This window comes from Polaromonas sp. DSP2-3-2b2, from assembly GCF_049895905.1.
GTDB lineage: Bacteria > Pseudomonadota > Gammaproteobacteria > Burkholderiales > Burkholderiaceae_C > Polaromonas.
Genome location: NZ_JAFCTH010000020.1, coordinates 43,556 through 66,709 on the forward strand (window position 1 = coordinate 43,556; position 23,154 = coordinate 66,709).

General features: G+C 63.2%; 22 protein-coding genes. 13 read left to right on the forward strand and 9 right to left on the reverse strand.

Going from position 1 to position 23,154, the window contains the following annotated elements:
• The first annotated feature begins 55 nt into the window (after positions 1 to 55).
• The 12 genes from ACP7AD_RS14935 to ACP7AD_RS14990 all read left to right on the forward strand — a co-directional run bounded on the left by ACP7AD_RS14935 (position 56) and on the right by ACP7AD_RS14990 (position 14,758).
• The gene (locus tag ACP7AD_RS14935; RefSeq protein ID WP_426148539.1) at positions 56 to 3,634 is read left to right on the forward strand and encodes an LAGLIDADG family homing endonuclease; all 3,579 of its coding nucleotides are present in this window, start codon (positions 56 to 58) and stop codon (positions 3,632 to 3,634) included.
• Positions 3,631 to 4,944, forward strand: a complete 1,314-nt coding sequence (locus ACP7AD_RS14940; protein WP_426148540.1) for an NnrS family protein — start codon at positions 3,631 to 3,633, stop codon at positions 4,942 to 4,944. The genes ACP7AD_RS14935 and ACP7AD_RS14940 overlap by 4 nt, the downstream gene beginning before the upstream one ends.
• Positions 4,945 to 4,955: 11 nt before the next feature.
• The gene (locus ACP7AD_RS14945) at positions 4,956 to 5,612 is read left to right on the forward strand and encodes a nitroreductase family protein (RefSeq protein ID WP_426148541.1); all 657 of its coding nucleotides are present in this window, start codon (positions 4,956 to 4,958) and stop codon (positions 5,610 to 5,612) included.
• Between the two features lie 53 nt (positions 5,613 to 5,665).
• A complete protein-coding gene (locus ACP7AD_RS14950; RefSeq protein WP_426148542.1) occupies positions 5,666 to 6,073 on the forward strand; it encodes a ribonucleotide reductase subunit alpha in 408 nt (135 codons plus the stop codon).
• A 1-nt stretch (position 6,074) separates the two neighbouring features.
• Positions 6,075 to 6,659 carry a hemerythrin domain-containing protein gene (locus ACP7AD_RS14955; protein ID WP_426148543.1) on the forward strand — a complete coding sequence of 195 codons (585 nt, stop codon included), beginning with the start codon at positions 6,075 to 6,077 and terminating at the stop codon, positions 6,657 to 6,659.
• A 255-nt stretch (positions 6,660 to 6,914) separates the two neighbouring features.
• Positions 6,915 to 7,136, forward strand: coding sequence for a hypothetical protein (locus ACP7AD_RS14960; RefSeq protein WP_426148544.1), 222 nt, complete (start codon positions 6,915 to 6,917; stop codon positions 7,134 to 7,136).
• The gene (locus ACP7AD_RS14965) at positions 7,133 to 9,202 is read left to right on the forward strand and encodes an acyltransferase family protein (RefSeq protein WP_426148545.1); all 2,070 of its coding nucleotides are present in this window, start codon (positions 7,133 to 7,135) and stop codon (positions 9,200 to 9,202) included. The genes ACP7AD_RS14960 and ACP7AD_RS14965 overlap by 4 nt, the downstream gene beginning before the upstream one ends.
• 28 nt (positions 9,203 to 9,230) lie before the next feature.
• Positions 9,231 to 9,521 carry a nucleotidyltransferase domain-containing protein gene (locus ACP7AD_RS14970; protein ID WP_426148546.1) on the forward strand — a complete coding sequence of 97 codons (291 nt, stop codon included), beginning with the start codon at positions 9,231 to 9,233 and terminating at the stop codon, positions 9,519 to 9,521.
• On the forward strand, positions 9,518 to 9,964 hold the full coding sequence (locus ACP7AD_RS14975; protein WP_426148547.1) for a hypothetical protein: 447 nt from the start codon (positions 9,518 to 9,520) through the stop codon (positions 9,962 to 9,964). Before ACP7AD_RS14970 ends, ACP7AD_RS14975 begins: the two co-directional genes overlap by 4 nt.
• Before the next feature lie 3 nt (positions 9,965 to 9,967).
• Positions 9,968 to 11,260, forward strand: a complete 1,293-nt coding sequence (locus tag ACP7AD_RS14980) for a glutamate-5-semialdehyde dehydrogenase (RefSeq protein ID WP_426148548.1) — start codon at positions 9,968 to 9,970, stop codon at positions 11,258 to 11,260.
• Positions 11,261 to 11,389: 129 nt separating this feature from the next.
• Positions 11,390 to 12,685: a glutamate--cysteine ligase gene (gene gshA / locus ACP7AD_RS14985; protein ID WP_426148549.1), complete on the forward strand. Its 1,296-nt coding sequence runs from the start codon at positions 11,390 to 11,392 to the stop codon at positions 12,683 to 12,685.
• Positions 12,686 to 12,889: 204 nt separating this feature from the next.
• The gene (locus ACP7AD_RS14990) at positions 12,890 to 14,758 is read left to right on the forward strand and encodes a potassium transporter Kup (protein ID WP_426148550.1); all 1,869 of its coding nucleotides are present in this window, start codon (positions 12,890 to 12,892) and stop codon (positions 14,756 to 14,758) included.
• Between the two features lie 79 nt (positions 14,759 to 14,837).
• Here ACP7AD_RS14990 and ACP7AD_RS14995 read toward each other — a convergent pair whose 3' ends face one another.
• Positions 14,838 to 16,841 (reverse strand): VTT domain-containing protein, encoded by a 2,004-nt coding sequence (locus ACP7AD_RS14995; RefSeq protein WP_426148551.1) that lies wholly within the window; start codon positions 16,839 to 16,841, stop codon positions 14,838 to 14,840.
• 100 nt (positions 16,842 to 16,941) lie between these two features.
• Positions 16,942 to 17,298 (reverse strand): diacylglycerol kinase, encoded by a 357-nt coding sequence (locus ACP7AD_RS15000; protein ID WP_426148552.1) that lies wholly within the window; start codon positions 17,296 to 17,298, stop codon positions 16,942 to 16,944.
• Positions 17,299 to 17,689: 391 nt separating this feature from the next.
• On the opposite strand from ACP7AD_RS15000, the gene gshB reads away from it, so the two are divergent.
• Positions 17,690 to 18,637: a glutathione synthase gene (gshB, locus tag ACP7AD_RS15005; RefSeq protein WP_426148553.1), complete on the forward strand. Its 948-nt coding sequence runs from the start codon at positions 17,690 to 17,692 to the stop codon at positions 18,635 to 18,637.
• An 18-nt stretch (positions 18,638 to 18,655) separates the two neighbouring features.
• Here the strand turns inward: gshB and ACP7AD_RS15010 are convergent, their stop codons facing one another.
• The 7 genes from ACP7AD_RS15010 to ACP7AD_RS15040 form a co-directional block, all read right to left on the reverse strand.
• A complete protein-coding gene (locus ACP7AD_RS15010; RefSeq protein ID WP_426148554.1) occupies positions 18,656 to 19,453 on the reverse strand; it encodes a class II glutamine amidotransferase in 798 nt (265 codons plus the stop codon).
• A 3-nt stretch (positions 19,454 to 19,456) separates the two neighbouring features.
• Positions 19,457 to 20,929 carry a DHA2 family efflux MFS transporter permease subunit gene (locus tag ACP7AD_RS15015; protein WP_426148555.1) on the reverse strand — a complete coding sequence of 491 codons (1,473 nt, stop codon included), beginning with the start codon at positions 20,927 to 20,929 and terminating at the stop codon, positions 19,457 to 19,459.
• Positions 20,930 to 20,951: 22 nt separating this feature from the next.
• Entirely contained in the window at positions 20,952 to 21,143 is a 192-nt protein-coding gene (locus ACP7AD_RS15020; RefSeq protein WP_426148556.1) for a 4-oxalocrotonate tautomerase, read from the reverse strand.
• 186 nt (positions 21,144 to 21,329) lie between these two features.
• Entirely contained in the window at positions 21,330 to 22,160 is an 831-nt protein-coding gene (locus ACP7AD_RS15025) for a restriction endonuclease (protein ID WP_426148557.1), read from the reverse strand.
• A 248-nt stretch (positions 22,161 to 22,408) separates the two neighbouring features.
• Positions 22,409 to 22,729: a hypothetical protein gene (locus ACP7AD_RS15030; RefSeq protein ID WP_426148558.1), complete on the reverse strand. Its 321-nt coding sequence runs from the start codon at positions 22,727 to 22,729 to the stop codon at positions 22,409 to 22,411.
• Between the two features lie 44 nt (positions 22,730 to 22,773).
• A complete protein-coding gene (locus ACP7AD_RS15035) occupies positions 22,774 to 22,941 on the reverse strand; it encodes a hypothetical protein (protein ID WP_426148559.1) in 168 nt (55 codons plus the stop codon).
• Between the two features lie 70 nt (positions 22,942 to 23,011).
• Positions 23,012 to 23,154 (reverse strand): IS3 family transposase (locus ACP7AD_RS15040; RefSeq protein ID WP_426166196.1); only part of this gene is annotated, 143 nt, incomplete at its 5' end.

The window sequence follows — 23,154 nt, forward strand, 5'->3', positions numbered from 1 at the left end:
GCAGGCAATGCCTGCCACGCGGTCTTTCCCCTTTTTTTCCTGAGGAACACACTCCATGAAGCGCGAACATTTCGGCCGGCCGCAAGACCTGACCGCCACCCAGCCCATCAGCCACGACGTGCTGAAGGAAAAATACCTCAAGCCCGGTGAAAGCGGCTTTGAAGACGTGTACCGGCGCGTGGCGCGGGCGCTGGCGTCGGTCGAGCTGCCTGCCGAGCGCGAGAAGCACGAGGCGCTGTTCCTCGAAAACCTGCATGCCGGCGCCATCGGCGCGGGCCGCATCATGAGCGCGGCGGGCACGGCCATCCAGGCTACCTTGATCAACTGCTTCGTGCAGCCGGTCGGCGACTGCATCCAGGGCTTTGACGACGGCGGTTACCCCGGCATTTACGAAGCGCTGCGCGAGGCCGCCGAAACCATGCGGCGCGGCGGCGGCGTGGGCTACGACTTTTCGCGCATCCGCCCGCGCAATGCCGAGGTCAAGGGCACGTCGTCGATGGCCTCTGGCCCGTGCAGCTACATCAACGTATTCGACCAGTCGTGCTCAACGGTGGAAAGCGCTGGCGCGCGGCGCGGCGCCCAGATGGGCGTGCTGCGCATCGACCATCCGGACGTGATGGAATTCATCACCGCCAAGCGCACGCCCGGCCGCTGGAACAACTTCAACGTGTCGGTCGGCATGCTTGATACCTTCATGCAGGCGCTGAACGACGACCAGCCCTGGGAACTGGTGCACAAGGCCAAACCCGGCGCCGCCTTGATCGCAAAAGGAGGCTTCCAGCGCGCCGACGGCCTGTGGGTTTACCGGACCGTGGCCGCGAGCGAGCTGTGGGACACCGTGATGAAGTCGGCCTACGACTTCGCCGAGCCAGGTATCTTGTTCCTCGACAACATCAACCTTGATAACAACCTGCGCTACTGTGAGGCGATTGCGGCGACCAATCCCTGCGTCACCGCCGATACCTGGGTCATGACCGACGGCGGGCCGGCGCAGGTTGCTGACCTGATCGGCCGGCGTTTTGATGCCGTGGTTGATGGCAAGGCCTACAGCGTGCAAAGCGAGGGTTTTTTCAGCACCGGCCAACAACCCGTGCTGGCCTTGAAGACCCGCGAAGGCCATCTGCTCCGCCTGACCGCCGGGCACAAGGTACGGCGCGTGGCGCACAAGACCCGCTACCTGCTGCAAGCCGAATGGGTGGAAGCTGGCCAGTTGCAGCCGGGCGATGAAATTTTGCTGAACGATCACCGCTCGCTGGGCGGCTGGGACGGCATCGGCTCCGGGGCTCAAGGCTATTTGCTGGGACTGTTGGTCGGCGACGGGACGCTCAAGAGCGACAAGGCCGTGATTTCCGTCTGGGCGCCCGAGTTGAAGGCGGTCGGCAACGGCGCGGTGGCTTTTGCCCAGACCGGCGCCGCCGGAATCGTGCAAGCGGCAGAGGCCGCAGCCGCCACCCTGAGCCACCGGGCCGACTTTGGCGGTTTCCAGCGTCCGGTCGCCGGTCGTGGCGAGGCGCGCATGGCATCCAGCGCCGTGTGGAAGCTGGCGCATGAAATGGGCATGCGGCCCGGCCACAAGACGATCACGCCGGCGATGGAAAAAACCTCGTCGGAATTTGCCGCCGGCCTGCTGCGCGGCCTGTTCGATGCCGACGGCTCGGTGCAGGGCTCGCAGGAAAAAGGCGTCAGCGTGCGCCTGTCGCAAAGCGACTTGCCGCTGCTCCAGACCGCGCAGCGCATGCTGCTGCGCCTGGGCATTGCCTCGACGATTTACCAGAACCGCCGACTGGCGCAAGAACGCGCATTGCCGGACGGTCGCGGCGGACTCAAGCTATACGACACGGCCGCGCAGCATGAACTCAGCATCAGCGGCGACAACCTGCGGGTTTATGCCGAGCGCATCGGCTTTGCCGACACCGACAAAGCCGCGCGTCTGGAGCAGGCCCTGGGCGGCTACAGCCGAAAAATGAACCGCGAGCGCTTCGCGGCCACGGTCGAGTCACTGGCTGACGACGGCTTTGAAGAAGTGTTCGACGTGACCGTGCATGACGTTCATGCCTTCGACGCCAACGGCCTTTACGTCCACAACTGCGGCGAGCAGCCACTTCCGCCCTACGGCTGCTGCGACCTCGGGCCGGTCATCCTGACCCGCTTTGTGCGCCATCCGTTCGGCTTCGACGGCGAGCCTGAATTCGACTTTGAGGCTTTCGAGGCATCCGTCGCCACCCAGGTGCGCGCGCTCGACAACGTGCTCGAAGTGACCTTCTGGCCCTTGCCGCAGCAACAGGCCGAATCCGCCGCCAAGCGCCGCATCGGCGTCGGCTTCACCGGCCTGGGCAATGCGCTGACCATGCTGCGCCTGCGCTACGACGAGCCCGAAGGCCGCGACATGGCCGCGCGCATCGCCGTGCGCATGCGCGACGCCGCCTATGCCGCGTCAGTCGCGCTGGCAAAAGAAAAGGGCGCTTTCCCCAAGTTCGATGCCGACGGCTACCTGGCCCCCGGTACCTTTGCCAGCCGCCTGCCGGCCGAGCTGCAGCAGGCGATTCGCGCTGGCGGCATCCGCAACAGCCACCTGCTGTCGATCGCGCCGACCGGCACGGTCAGCCTGGCCTTTGCCGACAATGCCTCCAATGGCATCGAGCCGGCGTTTTCCTGGATGTACAAGCGCAAGAAGCGCGAGTCCGACGGCAGCACCACCGACTACGCGGTCGAAGACCATGCCTGGCGCCTGTACCGCGAACTCGGCGGCGACGTGGACCAGCTGCCCGGCTATTTCGTCTCGGCGCTCGACATGTCGGCGACCAGCCACATCGCCATGATGCAGGCGGTGCAGCCCTTCATCGATACGGCGATTTCCAAGACCGTCAACGTGCCGGCCGACTACGCCTACGACGATTTCAAGAGCCTGTACCACCAGGCCTGGCGCGCCGGGCTTAAGGGACTGGCCACTTACCGGCCCAATGCCATTTTGGGTTCGGTGCTGGAAGTCCATGCCACCCCCGAGGCCACGCCCGCCGCAGCCGAAGCCGTTGCCGCGCCGGTGGACCCGATGCGCACGGTGATCGAAAGCCGTCCCAAGGGCGCGCTGTCGGCGGTTGCGGAAAAGGTCGAATACTGGACCCAGGAAGGCCACAAGCGGCTCTACCTGGTGGTGTCTTTCCTGCCGGTGCCTGCGGCCAGCGGCGCGGGCATGGTCGATCGCGCCATCGAATTTTTCATGCCCGTGGGGCAAAGCGGCGAATCGCAGCAGTGGATCACCTCCAGCATGCGCATGCTGTCGCTGGCCGCACGCGGCGGCTTCCTGGAGCGCGCCCTGAGCGACATGCGCAAGGTCGCCTGGGACCGTGGCCCGGTGCGGCTGGGAACCTACGAGAAAGTCGACGGAACCCGCGTGCCGCTGTGGCACGACTCGGAAGTGGCGGCGATTGCCTATGCGGTGCAGAACATCATGGCCCGGCGCGCTGCCCAGTCGGCGGTGAGCCTGGCGCCTGCTGAGCCCGCGCAAGTGTCGTCCACCTTGGCGCCACCGGTCATGGCCGGCAAGAAATGCAGCGAATGCGGCGCCCATGCCGTGATTCGCAAGGACGGCTGTGACTACTGCACCCAGTGCGGTCACCTCGGCACCTGCGGATGAACCCACCGCCTGTCATCGCTGTGCGGGGGCTCAATGGCAAGCCTTCCGCCGAGGCGATGGCAGCGCTGGACCGCAGCTGGCGCGCCCGCTACCTGCTGCTCGCGCCCCACCGGCTGGGTTTTTTCCTGGCCATGGGTGTGCTGGTGGCGACGGGTGCGTGGTGGGCGCTGGTTCAGCTGGACCGCATGACCGGCTCGCTGGCGCTGACCTATGCGCTGTCGCCCTCGCTGGTGCATGGGGCGGTGATGACCTTTGGTTTCATTCCCTTGTTTTTTTCAGGTTTTCTGTTCACGGCCGGCCCCAAATGGCTGGGCGCGCGGCCGCTCGCGATCGGCCGGCTGCTGGCGCCCATGCTGCTGCAGGCTGCGGGCTGGCTGTTGTGGCTCCTGGGCGCGCATCTCGATGCCGAACTGGCGATCGCCGCGCTCGCGCCGGCCTGGGCCGGCCTGGCCTGGATGACGCTCCTGTTCTGGCAGCTCATCGGGCGCAGTCAGGCGCAAGACCGCTTGCATGCCCTTACGATCGGCACGGGCTGCATCGTCGGGTGCCTGAGTCTGGCTGGACTGGCGCTCAGCCTGGCGCTCGAGGCACCCGCCGCCGCGCTGGCCTGCGTATTCACCGGCCTGTGGGGTTTTGTACTGGTGGTGTATGTCTCGGTCGCGCACCGCATGATTCCGTTTTTCACCTCCAGCGCCGTGCCCCTGATGCGCGCATGGCATCCGTCCTGGGTGCTGTGGCTGATGCTGGCGGTGGCGGCCGGGGAAGTGGCCGCCGTGTGGGCGGAATGGGGCGGCCTGTCCCACGGTTCTGCAGGAATGCTCGTTCGCGGCGTTTTTGAACTGGCCGCCGGCGGCTTGTTGCTCTGGCTTGCGTTGGCCTGGGGGCTGGTGAAAAGCCTTCAGCACCGCCTGCTTGCGATGCTGCACATCGGTTTTCTCTGGCTGGGCCTGGCGCTGGTGCTGGGCGGCGTCACCCAATTGATGGGCTGGGCGCAAGCCGCTCCCGTGCTCAGTCTTGGCGCCCTGCATGCGCTGACCATGGGCTGCCTGGCCTCGCTCATGCTCGCCATGGTCACGCGCGTGTCCTGCGGCCACAGCGGACGCGCCCTGGTGGCTGACCGCCTGGTCTGGTCGCTGTTCTGGCTGCTGCAGGCGGCCACGCTGCTGCGCATTGCTGGTGCGGCGCAGACTGTGTTTGCGGGCTGGCTGCTGCTGGCTGCGGCTCTGCTCTGGGCTGGCGTCATGGCGGTCTGGGGTCTGCGGCTGGGCGGCTGGTATGGCCGCTTGCGTGCTGACGGCCGCCTGGGTTAAGGAGAAAAACGATGAACTTGCTGGCTTCACCCGTTCAGGCTTCGGCCGCTGCGCTGGCCGACAACGACATGGCGGTCATGACTGCGGCGCTCATGCAGTCGCGCCAGACCATCTTGCCCAAGCGGCTGGCCACACCCGGCCCCGATGCGGGCCAGCTTGGCATGATCCTGGATGCTGCCGCCACCGCGCCCGACCACGGCCAGCTCCTGCCCTGGCGCTTCGTGCTAGTGCCGCAGGCCGCGCGCGCCCGTCTGGCCGAGGTGTTTGGCGCGGCGCTGATCGAGCGCGACGCCGCCGCCACGCCCGAGCAGGTGGCGCAGGCACGCGAGAAAGCGCACCGCTCGCCGCTGCTGTTGCTGGTCATCGTCGATGGACTGCGGGGCGACCCGGAGATTGATTTGTTCGAGCGCATTGTTTCTGCCGGCTGCGCAGTCCAGAACATGCTGCTCACGGCCACCGCGCTGGGCTTTGGCTCGGCGCTGACCAGCGGCAAGGCGCTGAAGTCGACCGGCCTGCGCACGCTGTTCGGCCTGGTGGTGGGCGAACATGCGCTGTGCTTCGTCAGCATCGGCACGGTGCAGTCCCGCAAAACCGTTCGGTTGCGGCCAGCGCCGGCCGACTTTGTGAGTACCCTCTCGCCGGACGGTGGCGTGGCGGCGGGTTTTTAAGCAGACTGGCCACACCGGCCTTGTTCCATTTTTTTTCTTGACTGGATACCTCCATGAACATTTCAACTTTTGATGATCTTTTGCAAGCCTCCCGCGCCCAGCCCGAGCCGCAGCGCCTGCTGTTCGTCTTTGCCGGCGTCGAGTTGCCCGACGATGCCACGCTAGAGCAGCGCGAACGCTTCGAGGCCGGGCAGGGCGGCGCGCTGCATCCGTTGATGTGCGTGGACAAGCGCCCCGACGAACTGGCGTCGTTTGCCACGCTGGTCGAGGAATCGATCCAGTTCGGCCCACAGCCTTGGGGCATCGTGTTTGCCGCCGCCCTGTCGGGCAAGGGCAAGCGGGCGCCCACCAGCGAAGAGGCCGAGGAGCCGCTGCAGCGCATGGTCGAGGCCATCAAGCGCGGCGAGCATGGCGGCTACATTCCCTTCGACACCCAGGGCCACACCGTCCAGATTGGCTGACATGGGGACTGTTGCCCGATCGACCCGCCACCCGGTTCAGCTTCCGGGCCATAGCGCGCCGGCCGCCGGATTCGAAGCACCTTTCGAGATGCTGGCCACCTGCCACGACCGGGTCGAGCGCATGCTGGCGCTGCAGAAAAAACTGCAGTCACACCTGCGCGCCAAGGGCTGCGACGAGCCGGCCCGCCAGGCGGCGCGCGACGTGATGCGCTACTTCGACATTGCCGCGCCGCTGCACCACCAGGACGAGGAACTGCATGTGTTTCCGCCGCTGCTGGCCGGACCGGACGCGGCGCTGCGCGAACTGGCGCAGCGCCTGATGCAGGACCACCGGCAGATGGAGGCGCGCTGGGTTGACGCCAGATGCACGCTGCAGGCCATCGCCGACAGCCTTGACTCCGTTTGCCTGGCGCTCACGCCTGACCAAGCGGCCGCCTTGGACCGGTTTGCCGCCTCGTACCGCCAGCACCTGGACGACGAAAATGGCATCGCCTATCCCGCCGCCGAGGCAAGCCTGTCGCCCGCAGCGCTGGAGGCGATGAGCGAAGACATGATGCAGCGCCGGGGCGTTGCGCCGAAAACCTAGAGCGCATTCGTCCTGAGTTGTAAACAAGGGCGGGCTGCTCCCCTGGGCCGTCATTCCCGCGCAGGCGGGAATCCAGACGCGGCTCAAAAGGCGGTGCGCCCGGCACACACCGGGCTGGATTCCCGCCTGCGCGCGAATGACAGGCAATTTTTCCGGTCAGGGCAAAACCGCGCTAGCGCCGCTGCCGATAGCATCGCGTTCTGCGATGCAGTGACGTTTTTGTCCTTTGCTTCTTGACGCGGGCAAAATGCGGACATGAATGCATTTAATTTTTACAAAAATTTACTGTTGGGTCGTAAGTTTTTGCGTCTGTTGGCGTTTCTATTTTTCAATAGAAAAATGGCTTTAATGCAGGCAATTATTCAGGTTACTGCTATTGAAAATAGAGTGATTTTGAGGCTGCCTGATCGAGTGCGTATGAGAACTCCAATGTGGCCTTGCAACGGCGGGATGCGCCATTTCCTTAGCAACGCATGACGCACGCGGCGACCTGGGCTGAAGGGGGCCAGCGCGGCAACGCTTTTCGTCAGGACATCAACGCACTGCGCGCTTGGGCTGTGCTGGCGGTCGTGGGTTATCACTTTCAAATCCCCGGCTTTACCGGCGGATTCGTGGGCGTGGATCTGTTTTTTGTGATCTCAGGCTATCTCATCACGGGGCAGGTGCTAAGTCAGCTGCAGGAAAAACGCTTTTCCCTGTTTGGCTTCTGGCTATCCCGCTTGCGCCGTATCTTTCCGGCACTGTTTGCAGTGACCGTGTTTGCCGTGGCGCTGGGTTGGGCGTTCACGATGCCGGGTGATTACCTCAAACACATACGGCAGGCGCTTTCCGCACTGGCCTTTGCCTCTAACGTAACCCTGGATGGCCAACGTGGCTATTTCGATGCTGCTGCGCAGACCAAGCCGCTGCTGCACACGTGGTCCTTATCCATTGAATGGCAGTTCTACCTGGCTTTGCCTTTGCTGTTATTGATGATTTGGCGGCTCTCCCCGGCATCAAGCAAGCTCTCTGCTGCCCGATGGGGGTTATTGCTTGTTGCCATCGCGTCACTGTCCTGGTGCTTGTGGCGCGGCATGATGGATCCCGGCAGCGGATTTTTCTCTCTTCGCGCGCGCGCCTGGGAATTACTGGCTGGCAGCGTCATTGCAGGCTTGCATTTGCATTTAAAAAGCCGTGCAACGGAAAATGCCGGATCGGCCGTTTCACGCTACCGCTCTTATGTGGTTGCTCTGGGCTGGCTGTTGATCGCAATCAGTACCGTGTCTTCATTGCCATCCGGGCACTGGCCGGGCCTGTTGACCCTTTTGCCATTGAGTGGCGCTGCGCTCGTGGTGGGCGCCAGCGACAGGTCCATCGGCCAGCACATCATTGGCCATACCGCTGTACAGCGCATCGGTGACTGGTCCTATTCGATTTACCTGTGGCATTGGCCACTCTGGGTTTTCTTTCTGGAGAGGGCGTCATTCAATGGCTTTTCAATAGGATGGGCGCACAAGCTGGGACTTCTTGGCGTGACACTGGTGCTGGGCTATCTGTCCTATCGCTATGTGGAGCAGCCCTTTCGCTCGCGCCGTGGCTTTTGGACAGGACGGCGTTTGGCAAGCGGCTGCGCGCTGGCCTTCTTAGGATTCATGTTGTTTACGGTTAGTGTTCTCAAGACGCATGGATTTCCCGGCCGACTGCCAGACTACCAGCAGCGTGCGGAACTTGCTCGGCGCACCAATACGCCACGTGATGAATGTTTCCGAAACGCAAGTTCTTCCAAGCAAGCCTCTGAGCGGTTTTGCGAGTTTGGCGTACCAACTGTCGGCCACATCAAGCCAAGCGTCATCTTGTGGGGAGACTCGCTTGCCAATCAATACCTGGAACCTATTACCCATGCGACATCCGGCGTGGGTTTGCAGGGGCTGATTGCCACGCAGAGCGGCTGCCGCGCTTTTCTGGACGTTTCTGCGCAAGACCAGGGGGTTCCGCAGACCTGCAATCAGTTCAACCGGGAAGTGATGGAATTTGTCAGTGCTGCCGAGCAGCCCAACATCGTGATTCTGGGACGCAATTGGGGCGGCGGTGGCGCCAAAGAGGTGGCAGAACTCGTTACCCGCCTTTTGTCGTCTGGTAAAACAGTCGTCTTGATTCTGCCTTCTCTTAAAATTGGGTTCGATGTGTCGCAGCAATGGATGGAAAATCAGTTCCGTGCTGGCCGGGCAATTGATGAATGGCGTTTGGATGCTACGCCCGAACTGCTTCAGGACGCTGTACGACGCGAAATTGCGCAAGCTACCGCTCCATTTCTCAACAATCCTAAATTCATCACCGTTGACCCGCTTCCCAAGATATGTGACGGTCAGGTTTGTTACCTTGTGCGCAACGGGCGGGCTAACTTCAGAGACACGATCCATATTTCCAATGTGAACGCTTATCAATACGATGATATGTTTCTCAAGGCGCTGACCGAGGCCTGGAAAGTCAGTCAACCCAAGGAATTGGAAAAAGGACGTGATGACAGCGACGCTACAGGTAAGAACTCGCCCGACATCTCTTAAATTTCACTCAACCCTGTTCATTTAATCCATGCGCCTGACCTCCACCGAACAGCAAACCCTGCATGACGCCAGCCTGCGCTGGTTCGGCGTGCCGCCGCGCTTGTTCGGTTCGCGCGTCGATGATGCGCGCCGTGGCGGCGATATTGATCTTTACATTGAAGCGAGCCTGTCCCCGCAAGACGCTTTCCAGCGCGAAACCCAGATGGCGGCTGAGCTGTACCGTGCGCTCGGGGAGCGCAAGATTGACATCGTCGTCAACACCGGGCGGCTGGACTTGCCGATTTACCAGCTTGCCCGCGAGCAGGGAGTCTGGTTATGAGCTTGCCACTGAACGTTGCGCTGAGCCAGTGCGAGCGGCACGCCAGCATCATGAATGACGCGCTGAGCCAGATTCCTTCTCCCCTGACGGGGGAGCAATTGCACCAGGCCTCTCCTGAACTGATCCGCCTGCTGGACCAGTTCGTGATGCGGTTCATCAAACTGCAAGATACGCTGGGAACGCATGTCCTTCGTCAGTTCGCTGTGCAGGTGCTGGCCGAACCCGTAGAGGATTCGGCTTTTATCGACGTGCTCAATTTGCTGGAGCGGCGCGGTTACCTGATGGTTGACCAATGGGCGCTGCAGCGCAGCACGCGCAATATCCTGACGCATGAGTATCCCGATGATCCATTGCGTCAGGCGCTGGCTTTGTCGGCCGCGCAAGCTGCTGCACGCCAACTGGTGGAGTGGTTGGACCAGATTCAAGAACGAACGAAAGCCTGACTCATGAACGCCCTGAACATCGCCGAATACATGCAGACCCTCGGTTTACAGTCAAAAATGGCTTCTTCGCATATGGCGCGGGCGCCTGCAGCTATTAAAAACAGAGCGCTCCTCGGATTGGCGAAACTGCTGCGGCAAAGCCTGGCCGAACTGCAGGCCGCCAACCAGCGCGACCTGAACCGGGCCGCCGCCGGCGGACTGGCCGGGCCGCTGCTGGACCGCCTCAAGCTTGGCGCCAAGGACCTGGAAACCGTCGCGCTCGGCTGCGAGCAGCTGGCCGCCATGCCTGACGTGATTGGTGAAATCATCGGCATGAAGGAACAGCCCAGCGGCATCCGCGTCGGCCAGATGCGCGTGCCGATTGGCGTGTTCGGCATGATTTACGAAAGCCGGCCGAACGTGACGATCGAAGCGGCCAGCCTGGCGATCAAGAGCGGCAATGCCTGCATCCTGCGAGGCGGCTCCGAGGCCATCGAATCGAACAAGGCGCTGGCCGAACTGGTGCGCCAGGCGCTGGAGGCGGCCGGGCTGCCGGCGGACGCGGTGCAACTGGTCGGCACCACCGACCGCGCAGCCGTCGGCATTCTCATCGCCATGCCGCTGTATGTGGACGTGATCATCCCGCGCGGCGGCAAGGGGCTGATCGAGCGCATCAGCCGCGATGCCAAGGTGCCCGTCATCAAGCACCTGGACGGCAACTGCCACGTCTATGTCGATGACCCGTGCGACATCGCCATGGCCGTGAGAATCGCCGACAACGCCAAGACGCAGAAATACAGCCCGTGCAATGCGCTCGAAAGCCTGCTGGTGGCGCGCGGCGCGGCTGCCGAGTTCTTGCCGCTGATCGGCGCCCTCTACGCCGCCAAGGGTGTGGAAATGCGTTGCGATCAGGCTTCAGCGCACATCCTGCGGGCACAGACAGCTATTGAATCAATAGCAAAAATTGTTCCGGCCATTGAGCAGGACTGGTTTGAGGAATACCTGGCGCCGGTCATCAGCATCAAGGTTGTCGATGGCGTGGACGAGGCGATTGCCCACATCAACCGCTATTCGAGCCACCACACCGACGCCATCCTGACGCGCGACCACCTGCATGCCCAGCGTTTTCTGCGCGAAGTCGATTCGGCCAGCGTGATGGTCAACGCCAGCACGCGCTTTGCCGACGGCTTTGAATACGGCCTGGGCGCGGAAATCGGCATCAGCACCGACAAGTTCCATGCGCGCGGGCCGGTCGGCATCGAAGGCCTGACCTCGCTCAAGTACGTGGTGCTGGGCCAGGGCGAAGTGCGCACCTGATCCGCTGGCGCCTTGCGCCCTGTAGGCCATTTCCGCATCTGGCACGCAAGCCGGAAGGCGCGTATTGCATAAGCCCTAGAATTCGGAACAACCGAACAAGATAACGATATTCCCATCGAAAGTGGCCGCATGGTTCCGCACCTCATCACCGCCCTGACCGGCCCCATCAACGAACTGGAACAGCGCATCCTGGACACCACGCCTGCCATCGAGCGCTGGTTCAGGCTCGAATGGATGGAGCACACGCCGCCGTTCTACAGTTCGGTCGATATCCGCAACGCCGGCTTCAAGCTCGCGCCCGTGGACACCAACCTGTTTCCGGGCGGCTGGGACCATCTCACGCCGCAAATGATGCCGCTGGCGGTGCAGGCCGCCATGGCCGCGATTGAAAAAATCTGCCCCGAAGCACGCAACTTGCTGGTCGTGCCCGAACACCAGCCGCGCAACCCTGCTTACCTGGCCAACGTCCTGCAGCTCAAGCGCATTTTTCACCAGGCCGGCCTGAATGTGCGTTTCGGCTCGCTGAGCCCAGACATCAAGGAGCCGACCACGGTGCAGCTGCCCGACGGCGAAAGCCTGGTGCTCGAACCCTTGATCCGCACCGACCGGCGGCTCGGGCTGAAGGATTTCGATCCCTGCACCATCCTGCTCAACAACGACCTGTCGGCCGGCATTCCCGGCATGCTGGAAGACCTGCACGAGCAGTACCTGCTGCCGCCGCTGCACGCCGGCTGGACGGTGCGCCGCAAGTCGAACCATTTCAAGGCGTATGAGGAGATTTCCAAGCGCTTTGGCAAGCTGCTGGGCATTGACCCGTGGCTGATCAACCCGATGTTTGCCCAGTGCGACGACGTGGACCTGGCCCAGGGGCGGGGCATGGAATGCTTGAGCACGCATGTCGATGCGCTGCTGTCGCGCATCAAGCGCAAGTACAAGGAATACGGCATCAACGAAAAGCCGTTCGTGATGATCAAGCCGGACAACGGCACCTCGGGCCTGGGCGTCATCACCGTGCATGACGCCAAGGAACTCGAAGCGCTTGGCCGCAAGGCCAAAGCCCGGCCCAGCGCGGCCCGCGACGGCATGGCGCCGTCTGAAATCATCATCCAGGAAGGCGTGCTGACCAACGAACGCATCAATGATGCCGTGGCCGAGCCGGTGGTCTACATGATGGACCGCTATGTGGTCGGCGGCTTTTACCGGGTGCATGCCGAGCGCGGCGTGGACGAGAACCTCAACGCGCCCGGTGCGCATTACGAGCCGCTGGCCTTTTCAGACAGCGGCCGGCTGCCGCAACACGGTGAAAAGCCCGGTTCCAGCGGCCCGAACCGCTTCTACATGTACGGCGTGGTGGCCCGGCTGGCCATGCTGGCGGCCAGCTACGAGTTGGAAGCGACCGATCCGGATGCCGAAGTTTACGACTGAACGTGCGGCCAGGCGGGGCAGGGCGTGGCCCGGCAAGTTGTTGCGGTGCAACACAACCCCTGTTTCTACCGGTCGCCGGTGTTCGCCGCTTGCAAGCCCATGGGCTGAGTGCAAAATGGCGAACCTTTCGACAAGCCTTCCATCGGCCGTGGCCGCCTTTGGTTCCGCTCGAATCCGGTCCTTTTTCCAAGACGGGCAGCTTTTGTGACAAGTCAAAAATCATCTCTCGCCGTGCTCACCGTGGGCGCCATCGGCGTTGTCTACGGCGACATCGGCACCAGCGTCCTGTATGCCATGAAGGAGGTTTTCGGCTCCGGGCATGTTCCGTTCACTCCCGAGAACGTGTATGGCATCTTGTCGATCTTCTTCTGGACGCTGACCGTCATTGTTTCGCTGAAATATGTCACGCTGGTGCTGCGCGCCGACAACCACGGCGAAGGCGGGCTGATCGCCATGCTGGCGCTGGCCTCCACCGCCGTGCAGGACAAGCCACGGCTGCGAAAAGTGCTGCTGCTGGTCGGCATCTTCGGCACCTCGCTGTTTTATGGCGATGGCGTCATCACGCCGGCGATTTCGGTGCTGTCGGCGGTCGAGGGCCTGGAGGTGATTTCGCCCAACTTCACCCGAGCGGTGATTCCGGCCACCTTGGTGATCCTGTTTGCTTTGTTCGCGCTGCAAAAGCACGGCACGGCCGGCATCGGCAAGTTCTTTGGCCCGATCACCATCGTCTGGTTCGCGGTGCTGGCCATTTTGGGCGTTTCCCAGATCGTGACGCATCCGGAGATTTTGTATGCGGTCAGCCCGCATTACGCGCTGGGCTTCATGTGGGACAACCCGGGCACGACCTTCATCATCCTGGGCGCGGTGGTGCTGTGCGTGACCGGTGCCGAGGCGCTGTATGCCGATCTGGGCCACTTCGGCAAGAAGCCGATCCGGCTGGCCTGGTTCTCGGTCGTCATGCCGTCGCTGGTGCTGAACTATTTTGGCCAGGGCGCGCTGCTGCTGAGCAACCCGGAAGCGGTCAAGAACCCGTTTTACCTGATGGCGCCCGACTGGGCCCTGATTCCGCTGGTCGGGCTGGCCACGCTGGCCACCGTCATTGCGTCGCAGGCGCTGATCACCGGCGCCTTCAGCGTCACCAAGCAGGCTATCCAGATGGGCTACCTGCCCCGGCTGCGCATCCAGCACACCAGTGAGCACGACACCGGCCAGATCTACATGCCGTTCATCAACTGGAGCCTGTTCGTCACCATCATGCTGGCGGTGGTGATGTTCCGCTCGTCGAGCAACCTGGCGGCGGCCTACGGCATTGCGGTCTGCACCGACATGCTGATCACCACGGTGCTGACCTTCTACGTGATCCGCTACGGCTGGAAATACCCGCTGTGGCTGTGCATTGCCGCAACCAGCGTGTTTTTTGCTGTCGATTTTGCGTTCTTCGCCTCGAACCTGATGAAGCTGTTCGCCGGCGGCTGGTTTCCTTTGGTCATTGGCGGCATCGTGTTCACGCTGATGATCACCTGGAAGCAAGGCCGGCGCCTGCTCAATGAAAAGCTGCGCACCGACGCCCTGGACCTGCCAAGCTTTTTAGATGCGGTGTTCGTCAGCCCGCCACAGCGCGTCGAGGGCACGGCCGTCTTCATGACCGCCGAGCCGGGCATCGTGCCCAATGCCATGCTGCACAACCTCAAGCACAACAAGGTGCTGCACGAGCAGAACCTGTTCGTCACCGTGGTGAACCATGAGGTGCCGTGGATTGACATGGACAAGCGGCTGCAGGTCGAGTCGCTGGGCCACGACTGCTGGCAGGTGAATGTGCACTACGGCTTCAAGAACGACCTGGACCTGCCCAAGGCGCTGCAGCAAATCAAGAACTGCGGCTGCCAGCTCGAACCCATGACGACCAGCTATTTCCTGTCGCGCGACACGGTGATTCCGACCATTGGCACGGGCATGTCGCAGTGGCGTGAAAAGCTGTTTGCGCAGATGCACCACAACGCCAGCGGCGCGGCCGACTTCCTGAACCTGCCGAACAACTCGGTGGTGGAACTGGGCAGCAAGATCGAGATCTGAGTGGCGTTTGCGTCGGGGCTGGCGGGCACGGCGGCCTAAAAGTCAGCGCGCAGCCACACCGAATACCCTCGCGGCGCCGTCACCATGCCAGCCAGACCCGCCGGTCCGGTTTTTCCCGGCTCTGCACCGACCAGTGCTGGTCTTGCAGGTCCCAGACCAGGATGCGCAAGGGGGTATCGAAATCCTTGCCGGTACTGGCCAGCGTGATCATGCCGCCGGGGTGAAGCAGCCGCTCCGTTGCCACCATGCCGATCCACAGCTGGCGCGCTGGCAGTGCCGGGTCCAGCCTGACCTGCCGGTCCAACGACCAGAGTCGAAGCACCAGGCGTTCATCGGTATCGAGGACCTTGACGAAGGTGATTTGGGGTACTTCACCGTGATGGAATTTCGGCAACACCGGGAGCTGCTGGATCTGCAGCGTGGGCAGCAGCCAGAGCAACGAGGACTTCAGGGTCCATGTTTCGGGCGTTTGCCATCCGGATGCCCGCAGCGTGCCGGCGATCTGGCCGGAGGTCCCGGCCCACTGAAGCACCAACGGCTCCTCGGTTTCCCCGTCAAGCTCTGAGCGCCAAGCGGGCAACCGGTTCCAGCCCGCGCCCGCCCAGTCGTCAAGCGGCGCGGTTTCCGATGCCGGACGCACCGCATAGCGGCCGATCTCGGCGCGGTAGCGGTCGCCGGCATAAAAGCCGGCCGTCAGCCCCAGGGCTGCCACGACCACCAGCAACAGCGGCCATGCGCTGACCCGCTCGCGGGCCGCATGATGAATATAGGCAATGCTGAGCAACGCCACCCAGGCCAGACCCAGGCTCATGCCTGCCAGCACGTCTGAAAACCAGTGCACACCCAGGTAAAGGCGGGAAAACGCGATCAAGCTGATGACGGCAGCGGCCAGCAGCGTGATGGCGATCTTGCCCCGGTCGGATTTTCCGCGCGCGAGCAAAAACGCCAAAAAACCGTAGGCCACGATGCTTGACGTGGCGTGTCCGCTTGGGAATGAAAACTGTGCAAGGCCCGTGTAAATATTGTGGGGCCGCGCGCGTCCCAGCGTGTATTTCAGCAGCACCACAAAAATCTCGGCCATGCCGATGGCCGCGAGCCAGTAGCCCAGCGTTCGCCAGCGCCGTCTGATGGCCAACAACAGGGACACACCTGCAATGAGAAAGCCCGTGCCCACCGCGCCCCCGGCCTCGGTGATGGCCACCATGAGCCGGTCGCCCCAGGCCGTGCGCACACCCTGCAATGCTGCGTAAATCAGTTGATCGAACTGGATCAGCGGGTCGTTCGAAGTGACGTCTTCCACGATGCCCAAAAACAGCCAGACGCCGCCCGTCAGGAGCAGCGCGGCCGTCAGCAAGGCCGGAGACTCTGCCCGGGCCGGATCCAGCAGTGACAGCACGACCGTGGCGAACGGACCGGGTTTCCGGTGCGCCTGCGCGACAGCGCGATCCCGAAGCCGCTTCACGCGCGGCCAGACCTGGTGATAGGCGAGCCGGACCAGTTTGCTGAGGGCCCAAGAAAATGCCGCGATGATGAGCAGCACGGCGACCAGCCTGGAGCTCACGGCGCCGGCCAACTGAAGCGAGGCGCCAAAAAGCAGTCCTGGCAGCAGGTGGGCGGTGGCCCAGGCCAGCGCCGACAACAGGTTCATGGCATAAAACCGTCTGGCCGGCATCCCTGTCATGCCGGCCACCACAGGAACGATGGCCCGCACCGGTCCAAGGAAGCGGCCGAAAAACACGCTCTTGCCTCCGTTTTTCTCGAAATACAGCTGTCCCCGTTCAAACAATGCGGGGAATTGCTTCAGCGGCCAAACGGTGCGAATGCTGTCCTGAAAATGATGTCCCAGCCAATAACTGATGCCGTCGCCCATGACGGCGCCGGACACGGCCATCGCCGCGGCCCACCAGGGATGGAGTTCACCGAGCCCGATCAGCATCCCTGCGGCGAAGACGATGGCGCTGCCGGGAACGACCGTGCCAATAACGGCCAAAGACTCCAGCAGTGACGCCGCAAAGACCGCGCCCAGCGCCAGTTGCGGGTGGGCTGAAAAGTAAGCGATCAGCGCGTGTAAATGCGACTCCATCAAGCATCTCGCCTTGTCATTCTTAATGCGGATTAATTAAAGCAGCAACCAGGCATCTTTGTCATGCATGCAGCAGGAAATGCGGGCCGATGCTCCCCGGCTAGCACGGCCAGGTTGCCACCAGGAAGGCGACAAATACGCAAACGCCCGTCAGGCTGAGCAGCAGCACCGCGCCGGCACTGCAATCCTTGGCCACTTCAATGGCCGGATGCCGCTCCGGATGGAGGTGATCCAGTGCGTGCTCCAGGGCGGTATTGAACAACTCCGCGGCCAATACGAGCCCGCAGTTCATCAGCAACAGCGCCCACCAGACCATGGCGGGGCGCCGCCATAAGAGAATGACCAGCACCCCGAGGGAAACAAGGACCTGTTGACGAAAGCTCGATTCACCCCGCCATGCGCAGCGCACGCCTTGGCTGGCAAAGCCAAGGCGGCGACTGAAGGATTGATTCTTCATGTGATATTCCAGTTCGCGCTGCCGGTGAGACAGAAGGGGATTCGTTTTGATTATGAATCAAATCCAGGCGTTAAAAATGCTTTTAGCGCTCTAGAGATAAGGGGAAGCAGCTATGCTTTTTATAGTGCGCTGCACTGATGGAAGATCAGGTTCTGGCGCCACCATTTGCCTGCAGAGGCTAACCGCAAAGCAGCCTTGTCCGCATTTTTCGATGCGGTTTTTCAAAGCGTTCCGGCGGTCTGCCTTCACGGCGGGCCTTGCCCTGCTGCGGTCCGGCTTGGCCTTTGGGGGCAGGGTCGCGCTGTTTGGACAACAATACGGGCAGCCGCACCAGGCGCCCGCCTCCGGGCCGGTGCCAACCCCCCACAACCTCCCGGTCAATGAAAAACCCATGAACATCCTATTTATCGCCGATCCGCTGAAGTCCTTCAAGATCTACAAGGACACCACTTTTGCCATGATGCGCGAGGCGCAGCGGCGCGGCCACCGCATCAGCGCCTGCGAGCAGCAGGACCTGATGTGGCAGCGCGGCTCGCCGGTGATGGCGCATGTGCGCGACATCACCCTCACCGGCGATGCCGATCACTGGTTCGCTGAGACCGGCACGCGCGCGGTGGCGCTGAAGGACGTTGGCGCCGTGCTGATGCGCAAGGACCCGCCGTTCGACAGCGAGTATTTCTACGCCACGCACCTGCTGGAGCAAGGCGAGCGCGAGGGCGCCCGGGTGTTCAACAAGCCGCGCGCGCTGCGCGACCACCCCGAAAAACTCGCCATCATGGAGTTTCCGCAGTTCATCGGCCCGACGCTGGTCACGCGCAACGCCGAGGACATCAAGCGCTTTCATGCCGAGCACCAGGACATCATCCTCAAGCCGCTCGACGGCATGGGCGGCATGGGCATCTTCCGGGTCGGACCCGATGGCCTGAACCTGGGTTCCATCACCGAGACGCTGAACCGCCACGGCGCGCAAAGCCTGATGGTGCAGAAGTTCCTGCCCGAAATCGTCAAGGGCGACAAGCGCGTGCTGGTGATCGGCGGCAAGCCGGTGCCCTTCAGCCTGGCGCGCATTCCGCAGGGCAGCGAAGTGCGCGGCAACCTGGCGGCCGGCGGCGTGGGTGTGGCGCAGCCGCTGTCCGCGCGCGACTATGAAATCGCCGAGGCGCTGGGGCCGATCCTGGCTTCGCGCGGCCTGCTGCTGGCCGGCGTGGACGTGATTGGCGACTACGTGACCGAGATCAACGTCACCAGCCCGACCTGCTTTCAGGAAATCCACGACCAGATGGGCTTTGACGTGGCCGCCATGTTCATCGACGCGCTGGAGGCCGCGCTGGCGGCCTGATCCCGGCCCTTGCGGCGTTCAGGCGTCGAGCAGCACGCCGCCCTCGAACACCTTGAGTTCGCCCGGCGCAAACGCCGTCCAGGCTTCGTTGGTGGTCAGCGGCGCGGTGACCACCACGGCGACGCGGTCGGTCGGCTGGGTGTGCTCTTCAAAGTTCACACTCACGTCCTCGTCGCTCAGCGTGGCGTTGGCGAACGGGTGGCGCCGCTCCACATACACCAGCTTCGTCGAGGCATGCGCCCACAGCGCCTGGCCGTTGCTCAGCAGGAAATTGAAGGTGCCGTGCTTTGCCGCCTGCGCCGCCAGTTCGCGCAGGGTCAGCGTCAGTTCGCGCACGCTGGGAACGTCGGCATGCGACTTGGCCAGCTCCTGCATGATCCAGCAAAACGCGCGTTCGCTGTCGGTGGAGCCGACCGGCCGGAAGCTGCCGTGCAGGCGCGGCGCAAAGTCCACCAGGTTGCCGTTGTGCGCAAACACCCAGTAGCGGCCCCACAGCTCGCGCACGAAGGGGTGGCAGTTTTCCAGCGCCACCCGGCCCTGCGTGGCCTTGCGGATGTGCGCAATCACGTTGCGGCTCTTGATCGGGTAGCGGCGGATCAGCTCGGCCACCGGCGACTCGCAGGCCGGCAGGTGGTCGACGAAATGGCGCAGGCCCTTGCCATCGCCCGCCCCGTCCACGGCGCTGTCGCCCTCGAAAAAAGCGATGCCCCAGCCGTCGGCATGGTCGTCGGTGCGGCCGCCGCGCTGCGCGAAGCCGCGAAAGCTGAAGGTCACGTCGGTGGGCGCGTTGCAGTTCATGCCTAACAGCTGGCACATGGTCTAGTCTCCGGTGGAAGGGGCGGGCGGCGGCACGCGAAGCTGCATTGCTGCCGTCATGGCGACCATGCACAGCGCGGCCAGCATCAAAAAGGATTCGTTGAAAGCGGCCAGCCGCGCCGGGCTGCTGGCGGCAATCGCCAGCGAATCGCCATGCGCGGCCAGGCGCCATTCGAGCACGATGCCGCACAGGCTCACGCCAATCGCGCCGCCCAGCATGCGTACAAAACTGATCGTGCTGGCGCCCTGCGCCACCAGTTCCCTGGGCAGCGGCCGAAGCGAGCCCAGGTTCAGCGACGGCAGGATAAAGCCCAGCCCGATGCGCCCCAGCGTCGCCCACAGCGCCAGCAGCCACAGCGCCGAGGTGAGCGTGAGCGTCACCATCAGCGCGAACGACACCGCCAGCAGCCCCAGGCCGACCGTCACCAGCAGCCAGGTCGGCTGCCGGTCGGCCAGGCGGCCGACGATGGCAATCGTCGCGGCCAGCACAATGCCGGCGGGCAGCAGCACCGTTCCGGCATGCGAGGCCGACAAATTCAGGCCCAGCTGCATGTAGACCGGCAGCAGGTAGGTCGAGCCGAACAGCGCCGTGCCGTAGATGAAGGCCACCACGCTGCCCATGGCGAAGGGCCGGTTGCCAAACAGCGCCAGGTTCATCAGCGGCTCCCGGCCGGTTGCCAGCATGCGCCGCTGCCAGCCGATGAAGCCGCTAAGGGACGCCAGCGCGGCGGCCAGCAGGACGGCAGCCTGCAGCGGATGGCTGCCCTGGCCCTGCAGCGCGACCATGCCGTTGAGCAGGCACAGCGTGCCGGCGGCGGCCAGCAGCATGCCGCGCCAGTCGATCATCTGGCCTTCGCGGTCGGCCGCCACGCCGTCGGGCACGTAGCGGTAGGCCATCCACAGCGACAGCAGGCACAGCGGCACGACCATGAAAAAAATCGAGCGCCAGCCGAGCGCGTCCACCAGCACCCCGCCCACGCTCGGGCCGAGCGCCGGCGCCAGCACCACGCCCATGCCGAACAGCCCGCTGGCCCGGCCCTGCTCATGCGTGCCGAAGGCGCGCATGATGATGATCGCCGCGATGGGCTGCACCACGCCGGCCGCCACCCCTTCGGCGACGCGCGCGGCCAGCACCAGCGCAAAGTCGTTGGCCAGCCCGCCGCCTATGCCGCCGGCCATCAGCAGCAGCATGCTGCCGGCATAGGTGCGGCGGTAGCCATAGCGCGCCAGCAGCCACGGCGTGGTCAGCATCGCCACCGTCATGGCCACCATGAAGCCTGAGGTGACCCATTGCGCCCGGCCCTGGCCGAGCGCAAAGTGCTGGCTCATGTCGGGAATCGCCACGTTGACGATGGTCGACGACATGATCGACGCCATCGTGCCGACCATCACGGCGATCAGCAGCAGCCAGCGGTAGCGCGCACCGAAGCGCGCCTGCAGCGCGGCGATGGACGATGGCGACGGCGCGGCGTTCAATCGCGGTAGTCCTGGCCGGGCGTCAGCTTCTGAGTTCCGACCAGAGCTTGCCGCCGGTGGCCCAGTTCTCGCGCTTGACGTCGGTGATCAAGACATCGACCGAATCGGCTTTGCCGCCCAGGATTTCGACGGTGACCCGGGTAATTGCCTCGACCAGCTTTTTCTTTTGCTCCAGCGTGCGGCCTTCGAGCATTTCGACGTGATAAGTGGGCATGGTTTTCCTTGGGATGGACGAGGTTCGGGAGGCCGGCTGCGCCGATGTGCGCAAACTGTGCATTATTCCGTGTCTGGCGGTGCGCTGCTGCGAAGTCGATATTTTTAATGAAAAAGGCTATTTGTGCATATCCCGTCTGCGCAAATAGCTATTATTTCAATAGCGGCTGGCTTCCCCGAGTCGGTATCAGTCCACCTCGCGCGTGCCCCGGCAGCGGTCCTGCGCATAGCGGCTGCAGCCCCAGAACTGCTTGCCGGCATTCGCACCGCTGCGCGCCTGGCGCAGCACCATCGCCGCGCCGCACACCGGGCAGTCGGGCGTGGACAGGTCGGCGGGCTTGGTGGTCTCCGGGCCGTTGCCGGCCTGCGCCCGGATGCCGCGCAGCAGGGTTTTTCCGTTGACCAGCCTCAAGGAAAGGCCGTCGGCAAAGCGCACGGCGTCTTCGGTGAAGTCGCCCGAGGTGACGACAAAGCCGCCAGCTGCGCCGTGCGCCGCCATGACGCCGTACAGCTCGCGCACCGGCTGCACGCCAACCCGCAACGCGCGCCAGTGCTTGCATTGCACCAGATGGCTGCCGCCCGCGCCGTGCAGCACCACGTCCACGCCGCCATCGGCGCCGCCGCCGCCGTTATCAAGCACGCTGTAACCCTCGCGCCGGAAATACTCGCCGACCAGGATTTCAAACTCCTGCCAGTTCATGGCGTCAAGGGCGTCAGCGCGGCTGGCCGCCGCCGCATGCAGCCGCGCGGCCTTGCCCCGCCGAAAGGCCGACAGCAGGGCACCGATGCCAAACAACAGCGGCAGCAGGTATTGCCCGGCCAGCGCCAGCCCGTGCGTCACCGCCGACAGGACGAAGCCTCCCATCTGCCCCGGCAGCGCGGTGCCGGCCGGTTTTTGCGCCAGGTGGTGCAGGCCTAAATAACTGATCACCGCCAGCGCCAGGCCCAGCCACCAGGGCAGGCGCGCGGCCAGCCCGATCAAGGCCTTGGGCCAGCCCTGCTTTTCGCGTAACTCCATCGCTGACTTTCCCCAACTCTTCTTTTGACCTGTCGCTGTGCTTGACCCTGTCTTCCGTCTTCGGCCATGCCGACGAGTCAGCGTAGCGCGTGAACCGTCAGGAAGCGGAATCTGGACGGGGAACAGCCCGTCTGCGGCGCGGCAAGGATGAACCTCAGGAACCGCAGCCGACCGTGCGCAGAAAGCCGATGATTTTAGATCAAATCAGCCTTTAGTCCATTAACGGCGAGTGTCAGTAGCTATATCTTTTATAGCGTTTTGCCTGTAGCTGTGCGATAGGCCTGGTCAGGTCGATTTCGAACATCAGGATGGCGCAACTCCAGCGTGCCTTTCTTCACCATCGCCGTCAAAAAGCGCGACTGGAGTTTCTCGGCGTCCCGGCGATCAACCAGACCTGCAATCTCGGCCGCAGACAACCACTGCTCAACGCACAACCGTTGAATAATGCGCAGAAGCTGCTCCACTGGCAATTTCTTGTTTTTACGCGCAGGTTCTGCGATGGCCAGAAGGGCAGGCGAATAGGCTGTTGATTCCGCCAATGGATCCAATTGGGGAAAGTTCGTGGTCAATTGGGGGGAGTTCTGGGCGAAGGCTTGTTCCTTGAAAAGCTCGTTTAATCCCTGACGGCGGCAGTCAAATCGATTTTTTCGGCGACGTGTTTCAACTGGAAATCGCAACTGTATCCGTCTGAAATATGCCTATGCATTTCAATCAACTTACCTGCGCGGGATTTTTCAGTTGGTTCGGCGTTAGCGTCTTGAGTCATAGCGGTCAACGCCATGTAGCGTGTGTTCTTACGCGCTTCATTGGAATCTGACCTTGCCCCTGGATTGCGTATCCCATAACCGAGCTCATGAGTTGGCTTGCCTCGCAAGCCATTCGCTTTCGAATTGCATCGGGCTGACATAAGCTAGCGTTGAATGCAGCCGGACTTTGTTGTACCAGAGCAGCCAGGCGATGGTTTCATCCTTAGCCTGGCGCCGAGTCACAAAGC